The following is a 19,391-nucleotide window of genomic DNA, read 5'->3' on the forward strand; positions in this document are numbered from 1 at the left end:
CCGCCATGTCTGACCTTCAGATCCCCATCCCGACAGGCCCGACGAACCGCGAGATCATCAATCGCGCCTATCGCGCGTGCGGGGTCAAGGACAGCATGTTTGCGCATACGCCCGAGGAATATGCCGACGGGCTGGAAATGCTGGCTGACATGATGGAGGAAAGCCCGTTCGACAAGCTTGGATGGCTTGGGCAAAGCGAAGGCGAGGGAAATCGCGTCGAATCCGAATCCGGCATTGCGCGCAAATATCTTCAGGTCGTCGGGCTTTGCCTTGCTGAGCGCATTGCGCCGACGATCGGTAAGACGCTGAGTCCCCACACGCTGGCAGCAAAGGCGCGATCCTATTCGCTGCTTTGTCAGCAGGTGATTGAAATTCCCGATGCGCAGTACGCGGACGGTACGCCGCGCGGCTCGGGTGCCAGGTGGCGCGAAAGCGTGGGATATGGCCCGTTCTTCGAGAACGATGGCGGCAAGGACAAAGACGAGACTTCGACCAATACCGAAACGGACCCTGTGCCGTATTCCTCCTATCCGCCGGTGTAGGCCGTGCTGCTTCGCACAGACATTGTTCCTCTTGAGCGTAATGGCAAAAAGCGTCACGGCACCATTGGCGACTTTGAGGATTTTTTCGACAGCGGAGAGGTCGAGCGCTCGGGCTGGGAGTTCGTTTCGGACAGCATTGCAGGGCAAGCTTTGACCGCCGACACTGCGGTGCAAGTGACGATTGACGCTCTGGCTTCGGGCACCGATCGCTCGCAACTGCCAAGCGGCATTTCGTCGATCTGGGATGAGAGCACAAACCTGATCGCAGGCATTCATGGTGATGCGCGCGACGTGCTCATGAACTGGACCTACACACCGTCAAGCGGGCTCGCGAGCTACCTTGATCTTTGGATCGACATTGGCGGCGGTTTCCCTCCGCTGTTTCCGCGGCGCTATGAGATCCTTGGTGGCTCTGGTGTGCCAGTGCGCGGGTTCCACAATTTCCTGTGCTTCAACGCCGCAACGTGGGCCGCGAATGGTGGCCGCATCATGGCGCAAAGTGATGGGCCAGGCACCCTGTCTGGCAAGTCGCTGCTGATCAGCGTGGAGCATCGAGCCAATGTCTGACCCGGTAGGCTTCAACGGTATTCAGGATCTGCGCGCCCGCGTTTATGATCTTGAGCAGGGTGGCGGTGTGCCCGGTCCCGCTGGTCCCCAAGGTGATCCGGGGCCGAAAGGCGATACGGGCGATACCGGGCCGCAAGGCCTAGCTGGTTCTGACGGTGCGCAAGGACTGCAGGGAGCGCCGGGCCCAGCTGGGTCTCAAGGTAAACCCGGCCCGACTGGCCCCCAAGGGCCTGCGGGCAACGATGGTGCGCCCGGTGCTGATGGCGCGACAGGTCTACAAGGCCCGGAAGGTCCGCCGGGCGCCGACGGTCAAGACGGCGCTGACGGCCTCTCGCTTGTGCAGGTCAACGCTGCAATCGCCGCCTACCTGCTCGCGAACCCGCCTGCCTCAGACGGCGGCATCTTCCCGATCTGGGCAGAAGAAAACGGTGGGCTTGCCGCTAACTCTTACGAATGGTCTTGGGGGAACGGCGCGACCGGCGCGGCTGTCGGCGTGACCATTGGTGTTCCGTGCGAGCTCATTGCGGTATCTTTTAACTCGGAGGTATTTGGCACCAGCGTTCAGGCTCTCACGCAGGTGAACGGTTCGACTATTCACACATCGCTGTTCACCTCGAATAACAGCGTCGACACGCTCTTGACGCCTGTCTCCATCCCCCTCGGCGCCCGCATCAGCTTCCGCACCGGAACGCTCGTCGGGTCTACGTCTGACGCGCGCATCTGCGCTTGGCTAAGGGTTGTCTGATGCAAGTTCCTGTTCAAACCGGCGTGCGGCTTCAGGATGGCAGCTTTGCCACCTCATACCCCATCAATCTCGAGCATCGCATCGAGCCGACCGGCGTCTCGCAGGGGCAGATTATCGTCACGCGCGGCGCGACGGTGCTTTCGACCGGGCCCGGCGTGTGCCGCGGAGGAATCTATTGGGACGGCCTCGAGTACCGTGTGATGGGCACCAAGCTGGTCAGCGTGTCAGGTTCGATCGTCACCACGCTGGGAGACGTCGACGGATCATCCCCGGTGCGCATGACATACGGTAACGAACGGCTTGCAATCGTGTCGGATGGCCGCGCGTTCTATTGGGACAAAACTGAGCTCGTCGAAATCACCGACAGCGACCTTGGCTTCGTGCTCGATGTGTCCTGGATCGATGGCTATTTCGTCTTCACCGATGGTGAATTTGCGATCGCGACCAGCCTGACCGACCCGACCGACATTGACCCGGCGCGATATGGCAGCGCGGAAACGGACCCGGACCCGCTGACGGGCGTAGAGACGTTCAACGAAGAGCTCTATCTGATTGGCCGGCACACGATACAAATTCAACGCAATGTCGGCACAGTGCCTTACCCCTTTGCCACGGTGCGCGGCGCAATGATCCCGTTTGGCTGTGTCAGCCCGACAGCCAAGGTGCAGATCGCAGGCACGCTGGCATTCGTGGGCGGTGGGCGCGAAGAGCCGCTGCGGGTGATGATTGTTACAGGCGGGACAGCGCAGCGCATCAGCGATCGTGAAATCGAGGACATGCTTGTCGACGTTGATGGTGAAATCGAGCTTGAGGCGCGCAAGTTTGGCGGCGACGAGCACTTAGTCGTTCACACCCCGAACGGCTCTGCGTCGGTCAAGATTGAAACTACCGTTACGGCGCAAACCCGGCTTTGGACGATCCTGCATTCTGGTCAGTTCGGGCCGTATCGCCCGCGTCATGCTGTTTTCGACGGGTCGCGACACACCGTCGCGGATCTTGAGAGCGATGCGCTGGGCCTGCTTACTCGGGACACGGTGCTGCATTTCGGTGAAGACGTCGATTGGCGCTTTGACGTGGGAATTCTCTACAACGAAGGCACCGGGTTGGTGTTCGAAGAGATCGAGCTTGTAGGTCAGTTTCCGCTCGATCGTGCCAGCGCAGTGTTTTGTTCTGTCACGCGCGATGGCGAGGTGTGGTCAACGGAACGCGCGCGGCAACTAACCGGGCGGCGCGAAGAGCGGTGTTTTTGGCGCCCTGGCGTGCGCATGCCCGCGATGTCGGGTGCTCGTTTCCGGGGCTGTGACCGCGTGTCGATCGCTCGGTGTGATATTCGCGGTGAGGTGTTGTCGGTATGAGCAACTTGAAGGTCGTTGAGTTTCCTTCTCTGGATTACAAAGACCCCGTGAAGGCGCTTCGAAATCTTGCTGACGAAATCGAAGAGGGTGAATTCGGAGACGTCACTTCATGCGCTGTAGCGATTTATTGCGACGAAGGCCTTGAGGTGTTTGGGAGTGGTTCCGACAGCGAAGCTCCAACAATTGCGCTCCTCTTTCAGGCTGCGTCTTTTCGGTTCGCCAAGACAATCGAACAGGGCGACACGTGACCGACCAAACCTTCTACATCTCCCGCGACATCCTGCATGTCGCATTTAGCGGCAACGATCGTGCTATTCGCCAGTTTGAAGAGATGCAGGCCAGCGTTGCAAGCACAGTCGACACGGTGTCGACGAACGTGGAGACCACGCAGCGTCTCGAGGATGCAGCGTTCATCACGCTGGGCGCAAACGCAGAGCTTCAGAACGAGCGCACGCTTGAGCTCGGTGCAGGGCTGAGTATCGACACGTCTGAGCCCGGCATCGTGAAGCTTTCGACCAACGTCTACGGCACGAGCGGCCACAACATTCAGTTCACGACCATCGGCCCGACTGCGGTGCAAATCCCCCCGGTCGGCACACTGGCGACGCAAGGGCAGGCGGAAACGCTGTTCAAGAAGACGTTGGACCGCCCAAAGATGGCACTGGTCGGCGATTTTGCCGATGACACTGCGGCGGCTGCGGGCGGTGTCGAGATCGGTGAAACATACCGCAATGGCTCGGTTTTGCAGATGCGTGTGACCTGAAAAGGGTAAATAGCAAGGCCTTTCCATTGCTGCGAAAACCTGTGTTGCGAGCGCAACTATCAGGTGAGGCATGGGCCTTTTTTCAGCAATTGGGAGTCTTGCGGGTGGCTTGCTCGGCGGCGGGTCGAGCAGCAAGGGTGCGCGCATCGCGGCTGAATCGCAAGAGCGCATCGCAAATCAGGCCATCGCTGAAGAGCGCCGACAGTTTGATCTGACGCGCGACGATTTTGCCAGTGAACAGGCGCTTGGCGAAGATTCCATCGCCGCATATCGCCGTCTTGTGGGCCTTGATGGCAGTGACGCTCAAGCCGAAGAAATCGCCGCTCTGCGCGCCTCCCCCCTTTATCAAACACTGTTCGACAGCGGCCTTGAAGCCAATCTCGCCGCGGCAAGCGCGACCGGCGGTCTTCGCAGCGGCAACACGGATGAAGCGCTCGCACGGTTCGGTTCAGACACGCTTACGCAGGTTCTTCGCCAGCAACTCGGTGACTATGCAGCGGGCATCAGTGTTGGCACAGGCTCTGATGCTGCGCTTGGCAATTTCGGCGCGGGCGCGGTCGCGCGCTCCAACGCGCAGCGCAACGCGATCGGCAATGCACAAGCACAAAGCGCTCTCATTCGCGGCGGTGTAAACGCGCAGAACTTTGCCAATGTCGGCACTGCTCTCGGCGCCGCCCTCGACAAGATCAAGTTCTGATGCGCGGCGGTTTCGTTCCTCAGGTCAACTATGCGGGCGTACTTCGCGCAGGGCAAAGCCTTGTCCCGGATCTGCGCCAAATGATGCTGCAAGACGCGGTCATCGAGCAGCGGAACAAAGAGTTCGAAATGCGCGAGCAGGCTTTGCAGGTGCAATTGCGCGCAGCTGAGCAGAAACAAGCGCGCGAACAGGCATTCATCGAAGATCGTGACGCGGTGCTGCGCAGCCCGACACCGGAAAACATTTTTCAGCTTCAGGCGCGTTATCCTGAAATGTCGGAAGGCGTCGTCAAAGCGTTCGAAGGTCTCGATGAGCGCGCACGCCGCGGCGAACTGACCGCGATGGGTGCAATTTTTCAAAACGCTCGCGCAGGAAATACCGAGCGCGCCGCAGGATTGTTGCGCGAACGTGTCGAGGCTGACCGGGCGGCGGGTCAGGAAGACCCAAACGACGTTGCGCTACTCGATGCGCTCGAAAGCGGCGATCCGGTGCAGATCCGCGCTGCGACAGGTGTGATCGGCATGCAGCTTGCCGCGCTCACCGGCGACAAGTTCGGCGAGAATTACGCCCGGTTCGATGAAGACATCACGCAGACCGAGCGTCTTGCGCGCGAAGCTGAGCAGCGTGGCGACACAGCGGCGGCGGCTCGCATTCGCGAAAACGCTTCCGATCCTCTCATTCAAATCACCGGCCCTGCCGGGACGTCCATTATTCCACGCAGTCAGGCGCTCGGGCCTGGTGCAAAACCGAGGGGAGGTGATCAAAGCGGTTCGGGTGTGGGGCTTTCGGGTCCGGCGCTTGGCTCATTCATCGAAGAAACGGCGGTCAACGCCGTACCGGGACTGCGCACCACAAGTCGCGCGCGGACGCCGGAACGAAACCGTCAAGTCGGCGGTACGGCGAGCAGCTACCACCTCACAGACGAAGCGCGGGACTTCGTGCCACCTTCCGGCATGTCGATGGGGCAGTTTCATCAGCGGCTCAAGACCGCATACGGCCCCGGCTTCGACGTCATCAATGAGGGCGACCACGTTCATGTCGAGCCTTCGGTTCGGCCCGGTAGCGTTGTGCGTGTGCGCAGCGTCCAGGAGGCTCGCAAACTCCCGCCCGGCACCGAGTTTGTCGCCCCTGATGGTCGTCGCATGAGGGTTCCGGCACGATGAGCACGCAAGATCCTTGGGCGGAATTCGAAATTGTCGCCGAACCGGCGCCGACGCAGGGCGGGTTCATCGCTGCGCCGGGCGCGGCGGAAGAGCGTGCGCGTGATGCTCGGCAAGAGCAGCGTGAAGATGTTCGGCTTGATCTGGCAGTTCAAAAAGCCAATCGAGAAGCACAGGAAACCAGCCTGACCCCGGCGCAAAAGGCCGTCGACAACAAGTTTGCCGAAACCTACGTCGAGTGGGCGGTTGATGGTGGCCGCGCAGACTATCAGAAGAACCGCAGCCAGCTTCAGGAGGTCGTTCAGGCGCTGCGCGCTGGCCAAGACCTAACCGGCCCAATCACCGGCAACGTACCGGACATGGTGCGCGCCTTCACCAATCCGGAATCAATTGCGGCGCGTGACGCGGTTGAAGAGGTTGTGCAGCGGAACCTTCGCCTGATCCTTGGCGCGCAGTTCACCAACGACGAAGGTAAGCGCCTCATCGCGCGCGCCTACAACCAGACGCAGAGCGAGGCGGAGAACGCCAAGCGTCTGGAACGCCTTCTCACACAGATCGATGAAGCCGCAGCGGCCAAGAATGCGGCAGCAGAATACTACGAGCAAAACGGCACGCTCGCAGGTTTTCAGGGTGCAACGCCAACGCTCACCGATTTTGAGCGCGCGATCGACGGCGAAGTTACCCGCGCCCCGCAGCGCGACGCAGCGCCCGCCATTGTCGAGGATGGTGCGCCGCAGCTCACACAGCAAGACCGCGACATTGCCTCGCGCATTCAATCGGCGTGGGACAGCGGCGCGTCGCTCGAAGAGCTCGACCAGATCGCAGCGGAAGTTGGTCGCGACCCGATTTCGAGCACGCCGGGGATCGAGCAGTACCTTGAGCGCCGCGCAAATGGCGGAACGGTGCAGTGGCAACCAAGCCCCGGCACTGAACGCAGCGCGCTCAATGATGCGGCGGAAAATCTGCGCGGTGTACTTGGCGAAACCGGATCTGCGTTTGCAGTGGGTGCCGCAAATGCACTCACCGCAGGCACAATTGACGAAATGGCAGGCGGCGATGCGCAGGCAGTCAAGGACGCGCTGCGTGAAGAATCGCCGATTGCATCGTTTGCCGGTGAGGTTGCGGGCGGGGTTGGAGCAATGGTTCCAGCGGCAAAGTTGGCAGGGCTCGCCGGTCGCAGCGCGCTTGCCGGTGAGGTAACTTACGGCGCGGCATATGGCGCTGGCGAAAACAATGAAGATCGCACGCTTGGCGCAGTAGCAGGCGGAACGGGCGCATTTGTCGGTAACAAGATCGGCAATGCCATAGTGAGCCGGTTCCGCAATCGCGGCGGCGCGGCGGCAAGCGAGGCAGCAAGCGAAACTGTCGAAGAGGCGACAGAAGAGGTTGCTGACCAGGTTGCGCCGAACCTCACCCCAGCTGAAAAATATGAGCGTGCGCAGCGCTACGGCATTGACCTTTCGATCGGCGATGTGCGCGGCCAAGGCGCCAAAATTGTCGAGCGCACGCTGGACAACATGCCCGGTGGCGGGTCGGTCACGCAGGCTGCACGCAATCGTACCGGCGCGCAGGTTGATGATGCGGTTGAAAGCGTCGCGGGCGACTATGGTGCCGCATCTGGATCGGAAGCGACGGGCGAGGCGCTACAGCGCGGCGCGAGGCGCTGGATTGAACGCGCGAAAGGCTCAAAGGATAACCCGCTTGATCGCGGTGTGGTCGGCAAGGCTTATGACGCAATCCCCATTGGCCGCAATGCGCCAGCGCAGATCGACAACACGGTTGCCGCGCTCGAGGAAGTTAACGAGCAGTTCGCCAGCAATCCGGCGCTGCAAAACCTCATGGGAGACCCGAAGGCCTCGCGGCTACTTGGGGCCCTTTCGCCCGCAAACGATGCCGCTGAACCCCTTGCTGATGCTGTGGCGCGCGATGCGCCTGGCCTTCTGCGCGACAGCCGCGTCAAGGCAATGTTCGACGCTTTTGAGGATCGCGGCGGCGACCTAAGCTGGTCGGATCTGAAAGCCCTGCGCAGCGCGGTTGGCGAAGACATGGGTCCGCTGCGCATCGGTGCGCAGGACGCCCGCCAAAGCACTCTTGCCCGGCTCTATGGTGCGCTGAGCGAAGACATGCGGGCCACGGCGGCTGCGAAGGGTCCGCGCGCACTTGCGGCTTTTGAGCGCGCGAATACGCTAAACCGTCAAGTCGAGACGCGCATTCAGGATACGCTTTCGGTTGTGCTTGGCCGCGACGGTATGCAGGCGCCAGAACGTGCGGCGCAGAAGCTGCGCGCCATGGTCACAAGCGGCAAAGCCACGACCGACATGAAAACGCTTGCCGAGTTGCGCAAGTCGATTCCCAACTCGGAATGGAATGAAGTCGCATCGGGCATGATCCGCCTCATGGGCCAGCCTGCGAACAGCGAAGGCCGCGATTTCAGCGCCGCCACGTTTGTTCGCACCTTCAAAGACATGACGCCCAAGGCGAAAAACCTGCTGTTTGGCGGCGGCAATTCCGCGCTACGAGCGCGGCTCGATGAATTTGCCGAAGTGGTGGGCGACATTGCCGCATCAGACGGCACCCGCAACACCTCGAATACGGGTATGGTCGTGACGGGCGCTCTCGGGCTCACCGGCGGCTTTCAGACTCTCGCAGCCCAGACTGTTGGATCATACGGCCTTGCACGTCTTTGGACGCATCCGCCGTTCGTGCGCTGGGCAACCGGCTTCGCAAAAATGCAGCGCGGCGCGGCTCGCAACAACACGCAGCCCAGCGCTGAAGCGGTGGAAGGTCAGCTTGAACACCTGAACCGCCTAGCGCGCGCTCAGGGCCCGATCAGCGCAGATGTGATCCTGTTCCGGGATTATCTGACCGACGCCGTAGCGCAGTCGCCGCAGCGCCTTGCTGCCGAACCTACGGCAGTCGACCCCCAGACAGGACAAACGCCACCGTCGGGAGAAACCACCACAGTAGAGGTGCCGCGATGATCCGCCAAATTACACGCATCGGGAGATCGTACCCATGAGCCAACGCGTCGGCAATCCCTTTGCGCCGTTTCTCGATCGCCGCGGACTTCCGCTTACCGGCACGCTGTATCTCGGCGAAGTCGGTAAAGATCCCGAAGTCGATCCGATCGATGCGTTCTTTGATGGCGAACTAACGATCGCCGCGCCGCAGCCCATCACGGTTGTCGGTGGATTTCCGCGCAAATCGGGTAATCCGTCGCTCGTTTTTGTTGCCGGAACCGAATTCTCGATGCGGGCCCGTGACGAGGATGGTGGCGAGGTGTTCTACATCGCGAACGCTGCGCTAGACGCAAATCAGTTTCAGCCCTTCGATAGCGACCTGGCTGCAATTGCGGCTCTCAGCACCACGTCTTACGGGCGCGCGCTACTCACTCTGGCTGATTCAGCTTCTCTGCGCGCCTACGCCGGGGTGACGAACGATCTCCCCCTCACCGGCGGCACGATGACCGGCTCGATCCTGCGGAATGCAGCGGGCGCGCATGTCTACATGGCAAGCGCGGCTTTCACGAACGCGCGCATTTTCATCACCGAAAACGGCGCATCTGATCCGCGCACGCAGCCCGGCGACATCTGGTTCGAAAAGGAGCCTGTCTGATGATCGGGGTTCGTGACACCTCTGGCAATTCGGACATTGCACGCGTTGCGTTTCAAGACGCTGCGGGCAAGTCAGACATTGCCCGGATTTCAGTTCTGACCAGCACAGGCGACGCGGTCATTTTCGACAGCGCCCCCTTGGCAGATGCGCTTTCGGTCAGTGCCAACCCGCCTAACGCGGTCGGGGCAGATGGGTCGGCTGCAGATATATCGATCGAAACCAACAGCGTCACGGTCACCGCGACGGGCGGGACCGCACCTTACAGCTATGCATGGACGCAAATCGGCCTTGAGGCTGACTGGACGATCAATTCGCCTGCGTCGCGCACCACAAACTTTTCACGCCAGAACGTGCCCGCAGGGGCCGATGGCGAAAACGACTTTCGCTGCACTGTCACTGACGACCGAGGCCGAACGGGTCAGGTCAATGTGAGCGCGCGCGTCTACAACTACGGAGATGTTTTCTGATGACTACGCAGATCAGCGGAAACGTCACTGACCAGAACGATGTTCCTGTCGTCGGGGCGCAAATCTTCGTGTTCGACAATGGCGTGCTTGCCGCGAGCCTTCAGGATGCGTCGGGCAACGCGATGGCGAACCCGATCGCGTCGGGCGCAGATGGTTTTTACGAGACGTTTGGAGCGGGTGTCGGCCCGTTCGTTCTCGAGGTCTTTTTCGGTGGTCGGCTGCGCTATCGTAAATCGGTCGCGGTCCTGCCGACGCTGCAAGATCTGGCAACGTCAGTTGAGGCATATGCCGGACCGATCGTCAACAGCATTGCAGACGGTGAAGCGGCCACCACCGAGGGTCAAGGCTTTCAGGTCCGCAGCGGCTCCGCTTTGCAGCCTTACGCGCGCACGGCGTCTGGATCAGAGGCCCTTGACCCGCTTGCCACCAGCGCGAACCTCTCGGCAGCAGTTGCGGCAAGTGAGGCGGGCTTTGCAGCATCGGGTGGTTCGGCGCTTGTCGGCTTTGGAATGCGCACGGTCGAGCAGAAGCTTAGCGAGACTGTCACCGTCACCGACAAAGGCGCGGTGGGCGATGGTGTGAAGAGCACAACCGGCGTTGCGACTGCCAGCGATGCGACGTTCACCGATACGAACGCCGCTTTCGTCTCGGGTGACGTTGGCAAGGCCATCGTAATCGGCAAGGCTGGCACGGGCGGCGCGGAGCTCACCACCACAATTGCGGCAGTGAATTCGGCAACCTCGATCGAACTGACAGATGCGGCCTTGACGACCGTGGCGTCCAATGCGCGCTATGCCTACGGCACCGACAGTTTCGCAGCGTTCGACGCGGCGTTCGGTCAGGTCGATGCCGCGGGCGGCGGTGAGGTAATCGTTCCTCCAGGAAACTACTTTCTGAGCGACACACTCAAGTCAGGCGCAAACACCACGTTTCGGCTAGAAAACGGCGCGGTTCTTTTCAAGGGTCACCGCAATTCGTTTTACACCAATGGGCGGGGCTTCACTACGTCCTCGGACATTACGGCCTATCAGGGGAACGGCAATGTCGAGGTTATCGGTGGCATTTGGGAGGGATACGCTGCGGGGATCTACGATGGTTACACCACTCTAGCCCTTGGCTTTGGCACGCGCCTTCGTGTGACCGGCGCACAGTTCATGGACAGTATTGGCGATGGTCACTGCGTGGACATGTCAGTGTGTGATGATGTGGAGTTCCGCAACTGCAAATTCCTTGGCTACGCGCTCAACAACGACATCACTGACACGGCTGAGATCATTCAGCTCGATCACAACGTGCCGAGCACCTTCCCTTATTTCGGCCTTTACAAGCGCAAGCAGAACAAGAACATTCGGGTGCTCTACTGCGAGTTCGGTCCGAATCCGGAAAACGACGATGTAAACTTCGGTGCGCCGCATGTCGCGGTAGGTGCTCATGGCTCGGTGCAGGGCGAGTTTCCCGAAGACATCATCATCGAAGGCAACATTTTCGATAGCTGCGTTTTCGCGGCTGTTCGCGTGTGGAAGTGGAAGAACTCCAAGATCATCAACAACACGTTCAAGGACGGCGTTGGGCAGGATATTCAGATCACTGCAACCCCGGCAGGCTCCACGAGCTCAGAAGACGTCAACGGGGTCCAGACCAATCAGGCTGAAGCATCCTGTGGCATCACGATTGCCGAGAACTTCTTCGATACCAACGGTACGAACTCAATTCTGCTGTCTGACGTAACGCTCGGCACCGACACGACCATCCGCCACGAAGATGTCGCGATCACCAAGAACCACTTCCGGGATTGTGTGGGCGATTGCATTGACGCACGCAGTACACGCGGTCTGGTGGTGAGTGATAACTACGGCTCAAACCTTGACCGCCTGATGATTGCGGGTGGGACCATCACCAATGAAGACATGGTGGTCAGCGGTAACAAGGGACTGACGCTAAGCAACTCCACCGCGGCCATAGCGATCAACGCGGCTCGTGACTTCAGCGTCACCGGCAACATTCTGAAGGACATGCAGGCGCGAGGTATTCTCGTGACGGGAACCTCTTTGCGCGGCGTTGTCTCGGGCAACATGCTCACCGACTTCGGGCTTGGCGCAAATCAGCCCGGCATTGTGGTGCAGGACAACTCCGAGGACGTGGTTGTTTCAGGCAACAACTGCCAGGCAGTGAACAGCACCAATACTGACGAGGACATTCTGGCGACCGATACTTGCTCGCGGGTCGATGTGTTCGACAATCTGAGCAACACGGGAAACACGCCTGTCTTGCATGACACGCCGGGGGGCATAGCAAAGACAAGGGGCACAGGAACGCCAGAAGGGGTCGTTACGGCCCGGATCGGATCGCAATACGCCCGACTTGACGGCGGCGCTGGAACGTCCCTGTACATCAAAGAGAGCGGGACCGGAAACACCGGTTGGAGCGCGAAATAATGCTGGCGCTCGGTTCACTTGGCCTCGGCCTCTCGCCTCGCCCCATCCTTGGCGCGGTTGTCCCGTCACTTCCCGATCCTGACTTTATCGTCACAAACGACGCTGAATGGGACACGGTTTTTGCCAATACGGCAGCGACCCTGTCAGGCGCGATTGTCGAGGTTCAAGGCTCAAACTTCACGCAGCGCGTCATCGACGGGAAAGACATGAGCGCGGTGGGCGCTCCGCTGGTTATTCGCGGCCAGAACGCATCTGCCCAAATCCCGTCGATTGAGCTTCGCGGCACGACGCGGGGCATCGACTTCGACAACCTGCACTTCCAGATGACGGGCTGGCCAGCAGATCACACCGGATGCCTAGAATTAGGTACCGGGACGTTTGGCAAGCTGCGTTTTCTCAACGGGACTACCTTTCGTCATGGCTATGGCGCGGGTCTGGCTGACTTTACCACCGATGCCACCCTGCCTGAATATGACCGCATCGGCAATGTGCAGACCGCAACTACGACCAGCACGACTTATGCGCTGACATGGAAGGACGCGAGCGGCCCTGATGGCTGGATTGAGTTCTTTAATCGAGGCACCGAGACGGCTCACGTTGTTGTCGGCGGTTCGGGTGTCACGGCCACCACTGGCGATACGTCTGTAGCGCCCGGCGCAAGGCGTCGCATTCAAGGCCTTGTGCCTGCAACGGACACGCATTTCGCTATCATCACCGCTTCAGGGACAAGCGAAGTCAACGCCCGCACGGAGATTGGTCTCTCTGCTTATCTCGGCAGTGCTTTCCAACAAGAGGGCGGCGCTGTTCTTGAGGACATTGAGTTCTACGATTGCGTGTTCCGCGACCTGTCGAACGGTATGAAGGGCCTCAAGCCCACAGTTCGCGCCGTGGTGATGGATTGTGACTTCGACCGCATGTATCAGGACGTCATTGCGCTTAGCCCCCCACCGGGTGCGGCGCTTTACATGTTCCGCAACCTCGAATGCCTGCCCTTTGCGCGCACTGGCATTGCAGAGGACTTGGACGGTGACGCCCGCGACCCGCACGGCGACCAGTTTCAGATCTTCAACAACGTGCCGGGCGGTACGGTTGGCCCGATCTATTACGCAGGCAACCGCGTTCGCCTGACGCCGCGCCGTATTGGCGTGAAAAACCAAGGCATCTTTGTCTCAGACAACGACTTCGACCCAAGCTTCACCAACCAGTATTACATCTCCACCATGCAAATTGGCGGTGCGGGGCGCGCCCTGTCGATTGGCGAGGAAGGCACGGCCTTCAAGGTGCGCGATGCGTTCGTTTACGGCGCAACCATCTTTGATGGCCGGGACATTACCTCCGATAGCCCGTCTGTCATTATCGACCACGACGACGATGGCACGGTCTATGTCGGCAACACGATTGCGACCAACTTCAACGAGACCGACGCGCCGTTCTTGCAGGATGGTAACTTCGTTCTGGGCGACGCAGCAAGCCGTGCAGCCGTTCTACCAAACCTTGCGGACCTTTCAGCCGCAACCACTCGCACGGCCATTGAGAGCGCGATTACGACAGCCGTAGAGGGTCTTGGGATCGGTGCGGTTGCCTCTCGCGATGGGGTTGATTGGACAACGACCGATTACACGCAAGTCATTCAGTGGGAAAACCTGCCGAGCGGCGTGCACTGGAACACGCTTTCCGGGCAGGCTGCAAGCACGGTCATTGAATTGCCGCTGCGCAAGATTTTGAACGAGCTTACCAGCCAGACTGTCAGCGTCGGTGCTGGCACGGAATGGCGTTCGGTTGATACCGATGGCATTACCGAGGTTCAGGCATGGACCACGGCCAGCGGGACGATTGACCACGACCAGTTCATCCAAATTCGCCGCACAAGTTCAGCGACCAGCGGTGCAAGCGTTACGGCATCTGTCACCATTAACGGCTTTGAGCAGACCGTCTCGATTGTCACCACGCTTGCCCCGACTGCATGGCTGGAACAGGGCGCGACTACGGGTTACTTCCAAGACACGGCCAATGTTCCCGCTTCTACAAACCGCCTGACAGCGCGGGGGCTGTTCTACCACCCCACATCTGTTCCGAACACCGTCAACTTGTATGCTCAGATTAGCACGGGTTGCGACTTGGTTGTGCGCTCTGACGGTTCGCTTGAGGCGACGATTGAAGATGGCACAGGTGCGAGGGTGGCGACACTCTTGCCGGTTGCTCCTGCGGGGACAGTCGTGGCCGACAAGTGGCAGGAAGTTGAGTTCGACGTTGACATGACCGCCGAGGAGGTCCGTTTGACTGTGGATGGCAGTCTGACCACAACGCCGTTCACCAATCCCGGCAATGGCGTATTGCAGTCGAACCGGGCCTTTATCTTCCTTGCGAAGGCAAATGGCAACACCCCCGTCCCGACAGGCACGCGCATTGCTGACCTCCGGGTCGATTTCAACGGCTCGCTTCACAAGGCCATCAGCAATGATGCCAGCGTCGTGAACGCGAATGCAGACACTTGGAAGCGTGGCGGCAACTTCACGCAGGGCGGCACGCCGTGACGCTCAGTTCTCTTAGCGCGAAGGCCACAGCCGTTACCGCAATTCTTGCGCTTCTCGCGATGACTGGCACTGGCGTCTGGTGGTTTATCGAATGGCGCGTGCAGGAGTACATCAAGACCGTCGCCAATCCGCGCCCGACGCGCTGCTCGTCAATCCCTGGCACCGGTCATGTTATCCGGCCCGCGCCTCCCGGGGACTTCGCCTCAATTACATTGAACAATGTGCGCCGACTGCGCGATGATTGCGGAAAGCCACAGGTGACGGGGACCATCATTAATGGTGATGGGGTGCTGCGGCGCTCGCGCCTAAGCTTTGACGGCATCGAGCTTCCGGTCGGGGTGCACAATCTGACCTACGAGTTTGAGGTTCCAATCAGGGCAACGCCGGGACTCGCAGTGTTTCAGGTGCGCGTAAACTATCCTGATGCGCCAGATGGCACCCAAAGTTTCGACAGCCCGCAGGTGCCGTTCGTTATTCCAGAGCGCACGAATTTTGAGCCAATCAATCCGGCACCGGGTCAATGAGACTGCTGGTGCTGCTCCTGCTGCTGGCAGGCTGCGCTCACTATCGCCTGACGGACGCCAAGCTTGCGCCGCTTCCATGCACGGCGCGCCCGTTTGTGTGGCCTCGCGCCGATCTTTCCCTTTCCGTGCCCAAGGAGGGAATGTGCTTCACCGGGCAGTTTGAGGAATTGCCATGAGCAAACAACTTTGGCGGCGCATCCAAGAGCATGTCGGCGCAAGCCCTGATGGCATCCCCGGCCCGAACACTGCGCGTCTGATCGCCAGCAAGTTTGGCCTCGACACACCCGCCAAGCCTAAACCCGGCGCGGCTGTGACGGGCAGTGGCAAGAACATCAAGCGCATTGTCATTCACTGCGTCGCCACGCCTGAAGGTAAGGACTTCGACGTCAACGATATTAAGCGCTGGCACACCGATCCTAAACCGCAAGGGCGCGGTTGGTCGCGCATTGGCTACCACTACATCATCAAGCTGGATGGGACGGTCCAGAGGGGCCTTCCTGAGAGCCGTGTGGGCATCCATGTGAGAGGCCGCAACACTGGTTCAATTGGTGTTGTCTATATCGGCGGTGTGGACGCAAGCGGTCGCGCAAAAGACACTCGCACGGATGCGCAAAAGAAGGCCATGGAAGATCTTGTGCGCAAGCTGGCGAAGGCCTACCCGAAAGCCGAGGTTCTAGGTCACCGCGACCATGTGGGCGTAGCAAAGGCCTGCCCTAGCTTCGATGCGCGGGCCTGGTGGAGGTCGGTCAAATGACCGTTCAGGCCGACACACGCCGCGCCATCCGCACCACGGTTCACACCGTCGGGGCTCTGGTGATGCTGGCGTTCCTTGGCTGGATCATCTGGAAAGCCGAGGGCGGGCAGTTGACGCTAATCGGCCTTGGCCTTGTCGCCATCCTGTTTGTGCGCGAGCTCCTGCACGGGTTCGAGAACATTCAAGCGCGGCGGTTGTCGTTCGGTGCAAGCACTGACGGCATTACAGGGGAGATTGAGCGATGATGGGCTTCCTCAAGGGCCTCACCCTCACTGGTCGAATTGTCGCAACCCTGATCGCCGTAGCCGTCGCTGTGGGGCTCTATCTGGCCGTCAGAGCATGGTTCATCGGTGATACGAAGGTCGAAGCTGACGTAGCCACAGAACAGGCTGGGGCCGCAATTGAAAGCGGCGAAGATGCCGTGGAGACAGTCGGCGAAAACCAAGCCGCGGCTGAAGACACGCAAAAGACAGTAGAAGGAGTGCAAGACAATGTCGATCAAGCACCTGATAGCGATTCCGCTGATCGCGCTGGCCGTGACGGGCTGTGCATCAACTTCGGTATTTGCAACAAAAAGTGACTGTTCGCAGCTTGTCCCGAGTTCTTGGCGGACCGGCGTCCCCAATGCTCCTGCCCCCGCATCTACCGAGGATCAACTTGAACGTCTCAAAGAGTGGATCAATTTCGGTGTTGCGCAGACTGGGCAGCTGCAAATCGCCAACTCGCGCACCGATGACGCCATCGGCATAATCGAGCGTTGCGAGGAACGCGATCGCCAGGCTATCGAGAGCGCCCGACCCAAGTTCCTCGGGATATTTTGACGCCTGCGAGTTGATTATTCCTATGCTGGATGAGGGTTAGGCTGCGAAGACCATTTTCTCACAGTCATTGCCGTGATGCTTCACGTACACTGCCGAGACACCTTCAGTGTCTAGTACGTCCCGCGACAGCTTGATGAGCCCGTCGCCCGGATTGGATGCCTGACCGAACTTCGCAAACTTTCCGTCGCCATATTCGATGCGCCATTTCACCGGCCCACCGTGCAGGAGGCTGGCTTTTACAAAGGCAGGTGCGGGGAAGTCGTCCGTGTCGTTTGCGTTCATCATTCATTCCTTTCCGAAAGCGATTGAAACCGTAAGGTCGAGACGCAGGCTCGGTGCGATAGCATGAAAGCGCGGTGCGAAGCATTCGGCCTAACGCTTTTCTTTCCATGTGTATCCGCAGTTAAGGCATTCAAGCTCGACAATACGCCGTCTTAGGGTTTGATGACCCATGACATAGGCTCCGCGATGGTCACGCAGGCGGCAAAGTATCCGCTTCCACATACTTATTCCTTTTGTTCTAACCTAGTAATTCCATCACCACTTGATGCGCTAATTCATCCCATCTTTCTGCTTCATCTGGTAGTGTCTCTGGCATATCTGCTACAGTTTGAAAGGCGGCATCTATTTGCGGGTGGTCGTTGTGTTCGCGCCATTGCTCGATACCTTTTCGAAACTCAAGCCAGTGTACCCGGTCTACTGCTTTAAACGGACCTATTGCGTCTATATGGGATATGGCTTGCCAGAGGGTCATGCAGGCGCTTTGCTGTAGAACTTGCGCAGATCGTTGCGTTGATGCTCAAGCGCCTCCTCAGCAACCTCGCAATGTTGCTGTATGTGCCAAGCAAGGCCCGGAATATCGAAGTCCTTTTCGCCGCAAAACGGGCAGGCAGGGCAGTCTCGATCCCAAATTTCATGGCGCATCATTCATTCCTTTCCGAAAGCGATTGAAACCGTAAGGTCGAGACGCAGGCTCGGTGCGATAGCATGAAAGCGCGGTGCGAAGCATTCGGCCATCATGGGATCGTATTGGTGTTAAACTCGGCATCAAACAGGATGCGCTGCACTGTGTCTTCGGGAAAACGACTGTCGTAGCTCACCTTCTTAAAGCCGCGCCCACCGCACGCCCTACACTTGCGCGTCAGACCGAAAATCACAGGCATTCGGCCCGTCTCTCCGCAGGGGTGGCAGGGCACAATCTTCTCAATGTATCGGTCCATCATCATTCTCCGAAAACCATATATCCAAGCCAGACACACCACCACACGAAGGCAAAAGTAAGCAGGCCTATAGAGCCTACTGATCGCCTCACTTCGTGTAAGCCGCAATCATAGCGGTGTAGCAATCAATCGAAGCGTCGTAGTTGGCCATTTTCCGCATGTGATCTTCGGTGATGGCTTCAGCGCCAGCCAGCTTCATGTCGCTAGTCGGCTCTACAGGGACAACAGCAAAACCAACGTCTTTGAGGGCTTCTAGGGCTGCTTGAGCGCACCACTCCCAATGGGTGTAGTTTGGCTTGCCAGACAGTATGCACTTTGCGTCGGGATCGCTTTCGTCCTCAACTGCAATGCGGCGCGCAATCGTTTCAATCACGTCACTCATCCTCAAATATCCTTTACAGTAGGTGGGGGTGGGAGAGCCTGAAAGTGTGTGGGCTCATGCCAAGCCCATTCGTCGTGAGCCTCCTGGTCGCCTTGCCAACCTTCCTCACCCCAATGCGAGCGCCAAGACGCCATGGTGATGTGAGGGAACGGCAATTCTAAATCCGGGTTGCTGTCCCAAAAGTAAGTTCCTCCGTAGATCAGAACGGCTGTCCCATCCTTGGGTGCTTCCGAGATTGGCTTCCATCCATCTTCACTCATTAGACTGTCCCTTCATGTGATCGCCGCGCTCGATTGCGTCTGCTGCGTCATCAAAACACGTTGCTACCGTGTTGGCCTCGCCGCCCCTGTAGTAAGCGTCGGACTTTTCGCGCAGCCATTCGACTATCTGCTCTCTCTCACTCATTAGATGCATCTCCATTGGTTAGGCGGGCAGGCCAAAGTCGGCTCCGACAGCGTATCGCGTGGCGCTGGGAGGAAAGATGTCACCGCGAACCATGGCGCGGGGCCTTGCGGGGCGTACCTTGCTGTCCCACTTTTTGGCATAATCTCGAATGCATTTTGCTGCGTCGAAGTAGCCTGCCTGACGCGCAAGCTCGGCTGCAGCGCCCATGCCAACAGAAACACCCAACACCATCTGTTCATGCTGCTCAGCTTTATTCGCCATATGTTCGCGTTCCATTAGATGCGGTAAAACTGCGGTAAATTCGGTCGATGTTCCGCGTTCATTCGCGCCGTGTTCCGCCATTTGGAACATTGCGAACCGCGAATTCCTGCGGTTTTCAAGCCAGTGCATAGCCTTCCCAAGCTT

23 protein-coding genes are annotated in these 19,391 nt (G+C 59.4%); 17 read left to right on the forward strand and 6 right to left on the reverse strand.

Annotation, left to right across the window (positions count from 1 at the left end):
- Window positions 1–5: 5 nt before the first annotated feature.
- From AC0V6T_RS01395 to AC0V6T_RS01475, 17 genes are all read left to right on the forward strand, one after another.
- Window positions 6–542 carry a packaged DNA stabilization gp4 family protein gene (locus AC0V6T_RS01395; RefSeq protein WP_486123674.1) on the forward strand — a complete coding sequence of 179 codons (537 nt, stop codon included), beginning with the start codon at window positions 6–8 and terminating at the stop codon, window positions 540–542.
- Window positions 543–545: 3 nt separating this feature from the next.
- Window positions 546–1,109 carry a hypothetical protein gene (locus AC0V6T_RS01400; protein WP_486123676.1) on the forward strand — a complete coding sequence of 188 codons (564 nt, stop codon included), beginning with the start codon at window positions 546–548 and terminating at the stop codon, window positions 1,107–1,109.
- Window positions 1,102–1,854 carry a hypothetical protein gene (locus AC0V6T_RS01405; RefSeq protein WP_486123678.1) on the forward strand — a complete coding sequence of 251 codons (753 nt, stop codon included), beginning with the start codon at window positions 1,102–1,104 and terminating at the stop codon, window positions 1,852–1,854. The genes AC0V6T_RS01400 and AC0V6T_RS01405 overlap by 8 nt, the downstream gene beginning before the upstream one ends.
- Complete coding sequence (locus tag AC0V6T_RS01410; protein WP_486123680.1) at window positions 1,854–3,209, forward strand: packaged DNA stabilization protein; 1,356 nt, start codon at window positions 1,854–1,856, stop codon at window positions 3,207–3,209. The genes AC0V6T_RS01405 and AC0V6T_RS01410 overlap by 1 nt, the downstream gene beginning before the upstream one ends.
- On the forward strand, window positions 3,206–3,457 hold the full coding sequence (locus AC0V6T_RS01415; RefSeq protein ID WP_486123682.1) for a hypothetical protein: 252 nt from the start codon (window positions 3,206–3,208) through the stop codon (window positions 3,455–3,457). The genes AC0V6T_RS01410 and AC0V6T_RS01415 overlap by 4 nt, the downstream gene beginning before the upstream one ends.
- Window positions 3,454–3,972, forward strand: a complete 519-nt coding sequence (locus AC0V6T_RS01420) for a hypothetical protein (RefSeq protein WP_486123684.1) — start codon at window positions 3,454–3,456, stop codon at window positions 3,970–3,972. Before AC0V6T_RS01415 ends, AC0V6T_RS01420 begins: the two co-directional genes overlap by 4 nt.
- Window positions 3,973–4,042: 70 nt before the next feature.
- Window positions 4,043–4,669, forward strand: a complete 627-nt coding sequence (locus tag AC0V6T_RS01425; RefSeq protein WP_486123686.1) for a hypothetical protein — start codon at window positions 4,043–4,045, stop codon at window positions 4,667–4,669.
- Window positions 4,669–5,832, forward strand: coding sequence for a D-Ala-D-Ala carboxypeptidase family metallohydrolase (locus AC0V6T_RS01430; RefSeq protein ID WP_486123688.1), 1,164 nt, complete (start codon window positions 4,669–4,671; stop codon window positions 5,830–5,832). Before AC0V6T_RS01425 ends, AC0V6T_RS01430 begins: the two co-directional genes overlap by 1 nt.
- Window positions 5,829–8,810 (forward strand): hypothetical protein, encoded by a 2,982-nt coding sequence (locus AC0V6T_RS01435; RefSeq protein ID WP_486123690.1) that lies wholly within the window; start codon window positions 5,829–5,831, stop codon window positions 8,808–8,810. The genes AC0V6T_RS01430 and AC0V6T_RS01435 overlap by 4 nt, the downstream gene beginning before the upstream one ends.
- Window positions 8,811–8,844: 34 nt before the next feature.
- Window positions 8,845–9,444 carry a hypothetical protein gene (locus AC0V6T_RS01440; protein ID WP_486123692.1) on the forward strand — a complete coding sequence of 200 codons (600 nt, stop codon included), beginning with the start codon at window positions 8,845–8,847 and terminating at the stop codon, window positions 9,442–9,444.
- The gene (locus AC0V6T_RS01445) at window positions 9,444–9,911 is read left to right on the forward strand and encodes a SprB repeat-containing protein (RefSeq protein ID WP_486123694.1); all 468 of its coding nucleotides are present in this window, start codon (window positions 9,444–9,446) and stop codon (window positions 9,909–9,911) included. The genes AC0V6T_RS01440 and AC0V6T_RS01445 overlap by 1 nt, the downstream gene beginning before the upstream one ends.
- Window positions 9,911–12,346, forward strand: coding sequence for a right-handed parallel beta-helix repeat-containing protein (locus AC0V6T_RS01450; RefSeq protein WP_486123696.1), 2,436 nt, complete (start codon window positions 9,911–9,913; stop codon window positions 12,344–12,346). The genes AC0V6T_RS01445 and AC0V6T_RS01450 overlap by 1 nt, the downstream gene beginning before the upstream one ends.
- Window positions 12,346–14,880: a hypothetical protein gene (locus AC0V6T_RS01455; protein WP_486123698.1), complete on the forward strand. Its 2,535-nt coding sequence runs from the start codon at window positions 12,346–12,348 to the stop codon at window positions 14,878–14,880. Before AC0V6T_RS01450 ends, AC0V6T_RS01455 begins: the two co-directional genes overlap by 1 nt.
- Window positions 14,877–15,404 (forward strand): hypothetical protein, encoded by a 528-nt coding sequence (locus tag AC0V6T_RS01460; protein WP_486123700.1) that lies wholly within the window; start codon window positions 14,877–14,879, stop codon window positions 15,402–15,404. The genes AC0V6T_RS01455 and AC0V6T_RS01460 overlap by 4 nt, the downstream gene beginning before the upstream one ends.
- Before the next feature lie 172 nt (window positions 15,405–15,576).
- Window positions 15,577–16,158: an N-acetylmuramoyl-L-alanine amidase gene (locus AC0V6T_RS01465; protein ID WP_486123702.1), complete on the forward strand. Its 582-nt coding sequence runs from the start codon at window positions 15,577–15,579 to the stop codon at window positions 16,156–16,158.
- Entirely contained in the window at window positions 16,155–16,403 is a 249-nt protein-coding gene (locus AC0V6T_RS01470) for a hypothetical protein (RefSeq protein WP_486123704.1), read from the forward strand. The genes AC0V6T_RS01465 and AC0V6T_RS01470 overlap by 4 nt, the downstream gene beginning before the upstream one ends.
- Window positions 16,400–16,738, forward strand: coding sequence for a hypothetical protein (locus AC0V6T_RS01475; RefSeq protein WP_486123706.1), 339 nt, complete (start codon window positions 16,400–16,402; stop codon window positions 16,736–16,738). Before AC0V6T_RS01470 ends, AC0V6T_RS01475 begins: the two co-directional genes overlap by 4 nt.
- A 277-nt stretch (window positions 16,739–17,015) precedes the next feature.
- Here AC0V6T_RS01475 and AC0V6T_RS01480 read toward each other — a convergent pair whose 3' ends face one another.
- The 6 genes from AC0V6T_RS01480 to AC0V6T_RS01505 form a co-directional block, all read right to left on the reverse strand.
- Window positions 17,016–17,261 (reverse strand): hypothetical protein, encoded by a 246-nt coding sequence (locus AC0V6T_RS01480; protein ID WP_486123708.1) that lies wholly within the window; start codon window positions 17,259–17,261, stop codon window positions 17,016–17,018.
- Between the two features lie 238 nt (window positions 17,262–17,499).
- Complete coding sequence (locus AC0V6T_RS01485) at window positions 17,500–17,733, reverse strand: hypothetical protein (RefSeq protein ID WP_486123710.1); 234 nt, start codon at window positions 17,731–17,733, stop codon at window positions 17,500–17,502.
- A 262-nt stretch (window positions 17,734–17,995) separates the two neighbouring features.
- Window positions 17,996–18,142 (reverse strand): hypothetical protein, encoded by a 147-nt coding sequence (locus AC0V6T_RS01490; RefSeq protein ID WP_486123712.1) that lies wholly within the window; start codon window positions 18,140–18,142, stop codon window positions 17,996–17,998.
- Window positions 18,143–18,287: 145 nt separating this feature from the next.
- Window positions 18,288–18,581, reverse strand: coding sequence for a hypothetical protein (locus tag AC0V6T_RS01495; protein ID WP_486123714.1), 294 nt, complete (start codon window positions 18,579–18,581; stop codon window positions 18,288–18,290).
- Between the two features lie 252 nt (window positions 18,582–18,833).
- Window positions 18,834–18,986: a hypothetical protein gene (locus AC0V6T_RS01500; RefSeq protein ID WP_486123716.1), complete on the reverse strand. Its 153-nt coding sequence runs from the start codon at window positions 18,984–18,986 to the stop codon at window positions 18,834–18,836.
- A gap of 18 nt (window positions 18,987–19,004) precedes the next feature.
- Window positions 19,005–19,376 (reverse strand): hypothetical protein, encoded by a 372-nt coding sequence (locus tag AC0V6T_RS01505; RefSeq protein ID WP_486123718.1) that lies wholly within the window; start codon window positions 19,374–19,376, stop codon window positions 19,005–19,007.
- Window positions 19,377–19,391: the final 15 nt, after the last annotated feature.

The organism is Erythrobacter sp. S158, assembly GCF_057364915.1.

Excerpts from the sequence above, each read along its gene's own strand:
- AC0V6T_RS01395 (WP_486123674.1), top strand. The coding sequence starts at position 6 with ATGTCTGACCTTCAGATCCCCATCCCGACAGGCCCGACGAACCGCGAG.
- AC0V6T_RS01405 (WP_486123678.1), top strand. The coding sequence starts at position 1,102 with ATGTCTGACCCGGTAGGCTTCAACGGTATTCAGGATCTGCGCGCCCGC.
- AC0V6T_RS01410 (WP_486123680.1), top strand. The coding sequence starts at position 1,854 with ATGCAAGTTCCTGTTCAAACCGGCGTGCGGCTTCAGGATGGCAGCTTT.
- AC0V6T_RS01415 (WP_486123682.1), top strand. The coding sequence starts at position 3,206 with ATGAGCAACTTGAAGGTCGTTGAGTTTCCTTCTCTGGATTACAAAGAC.
- AC0V6T_RS01425 (WP_486123686.1), top strand. The coding sequence starts at position 4,043 with ATGGGCCTTTTTTCAGCAATTGGGAGTCTTGCGGGTGGCTTGCTCGGC.
- AC0V6T_RS01430 (WP_486123688.1), top strand. The coding sequence starts at position 4,669 with ATGCGCGGCGGTTTCGTTCCTCAGGTCAACTATGCGGGCGTACTTCGC.
- AC0V6T_RS01435 (WP_486123690.1), top strand. The coding sequence starts at position 5,829 with ATGAGCACGCAAGATCCTTGGGCGGAATTCGAAATTGTCGCCGAACCG.
- AC0V6T_RS01440 (WP_486123692.1), top strand. The coding sequence starts at position 8,845 with ATGAGCCAACGCGTCGGCAATCCCTTTGCGCCGTTTCTCGATCGCCGC.
- AC0V6T_RS01445 (WP_486123694.1), top strand. The coding sequence starts at position 9,444 with ATGATCGGGGTTCGTGACACCTCTGGCAATTCGGACATTGCACGCGTT.
- AC0V6T_RS01450 (WP_486123696.1), top strand. The coding sequence starts at position 9,911 with ATGACTACGCAGATCAGCGGAAACGTCACTGACCAGAACGATGTTCCT.
- AC0V6T_RS01455 (WP_486123698.1), top strand. The coding sequence starts at position 12,346 with ATGCTGGCGCTCGGTTCACTTGGCCTCGGCCTCTCGCCTCGCCCCATC.
- AC0V6T_RS01465 (WP_486123702.1), top strand. The coding sequence starts at position 15,577 with ATGAGCAAACAACTTTGGCGGCGCATCCAAGAGCATGTCGGCGCAAGC.
- AC0V6T_RS01470 (WP_486123704.1), top strand. The coding sequence starts at position 16,155 with ATGACCGTTCAGGCCGACACACGCCGCGCCATCCGCACCACGGTTCAC.
- AC0V6T_RS01475 (WP_486123706.1), top strand. The coding sequence starts at position 16,400 with ATGATGGGCTTCCTCAAGGGCCTCACCCTCACTGGTCGAATTGTCGCA.
- AC0V6T_RS01480 (WP_486123708.1), bottom strand. The coding sequence starts at position 17,261 with ATGAACGCAAACGACACGGACGACTTCCCCGCACCTGCCTTTGTAAAA.
- AC0V6T_RS01485 (WP_486123710.1), bottom strand. The coding sequence starts at position 17,733 with ATGACCCTCTGGCAAGCCATATCCCATATAGACGCAATAGGTCCGTTT.
- AC0V6T_RS01490 (WP_486123712.1), bottom strand. The coding sequence starts at position 18,142 with ATGCCTGTGATTTTCGGTCTGACGCGCAAGTGTAGGGCGTGCGGTGGG.
- AC0V6T_RS01495 (WP_486123714.1), bottom strand. The coding sequence starts at position 18,581 with ATGAGTGACGTGATTGAAACGATTGCGCGCCGCATTGCAGTTGAGGAC.
- AC0V6T_RS01500 (WP_486123716.1), bottom strand. The coding sequence starts at position 18,986 with ATGAGTGAGAGAGAGCAGATAGTCGAATGGCTGCGCGAAAAGTCCGAC.
- AC0V6T_RS01505 (WP_486123718.1), bottom strand. The coding sequence starts at position 19,376 with ATGCACTGGCTTGAAAACCGCAGGAATTCGCGGTTCGCAATGTTCCAA.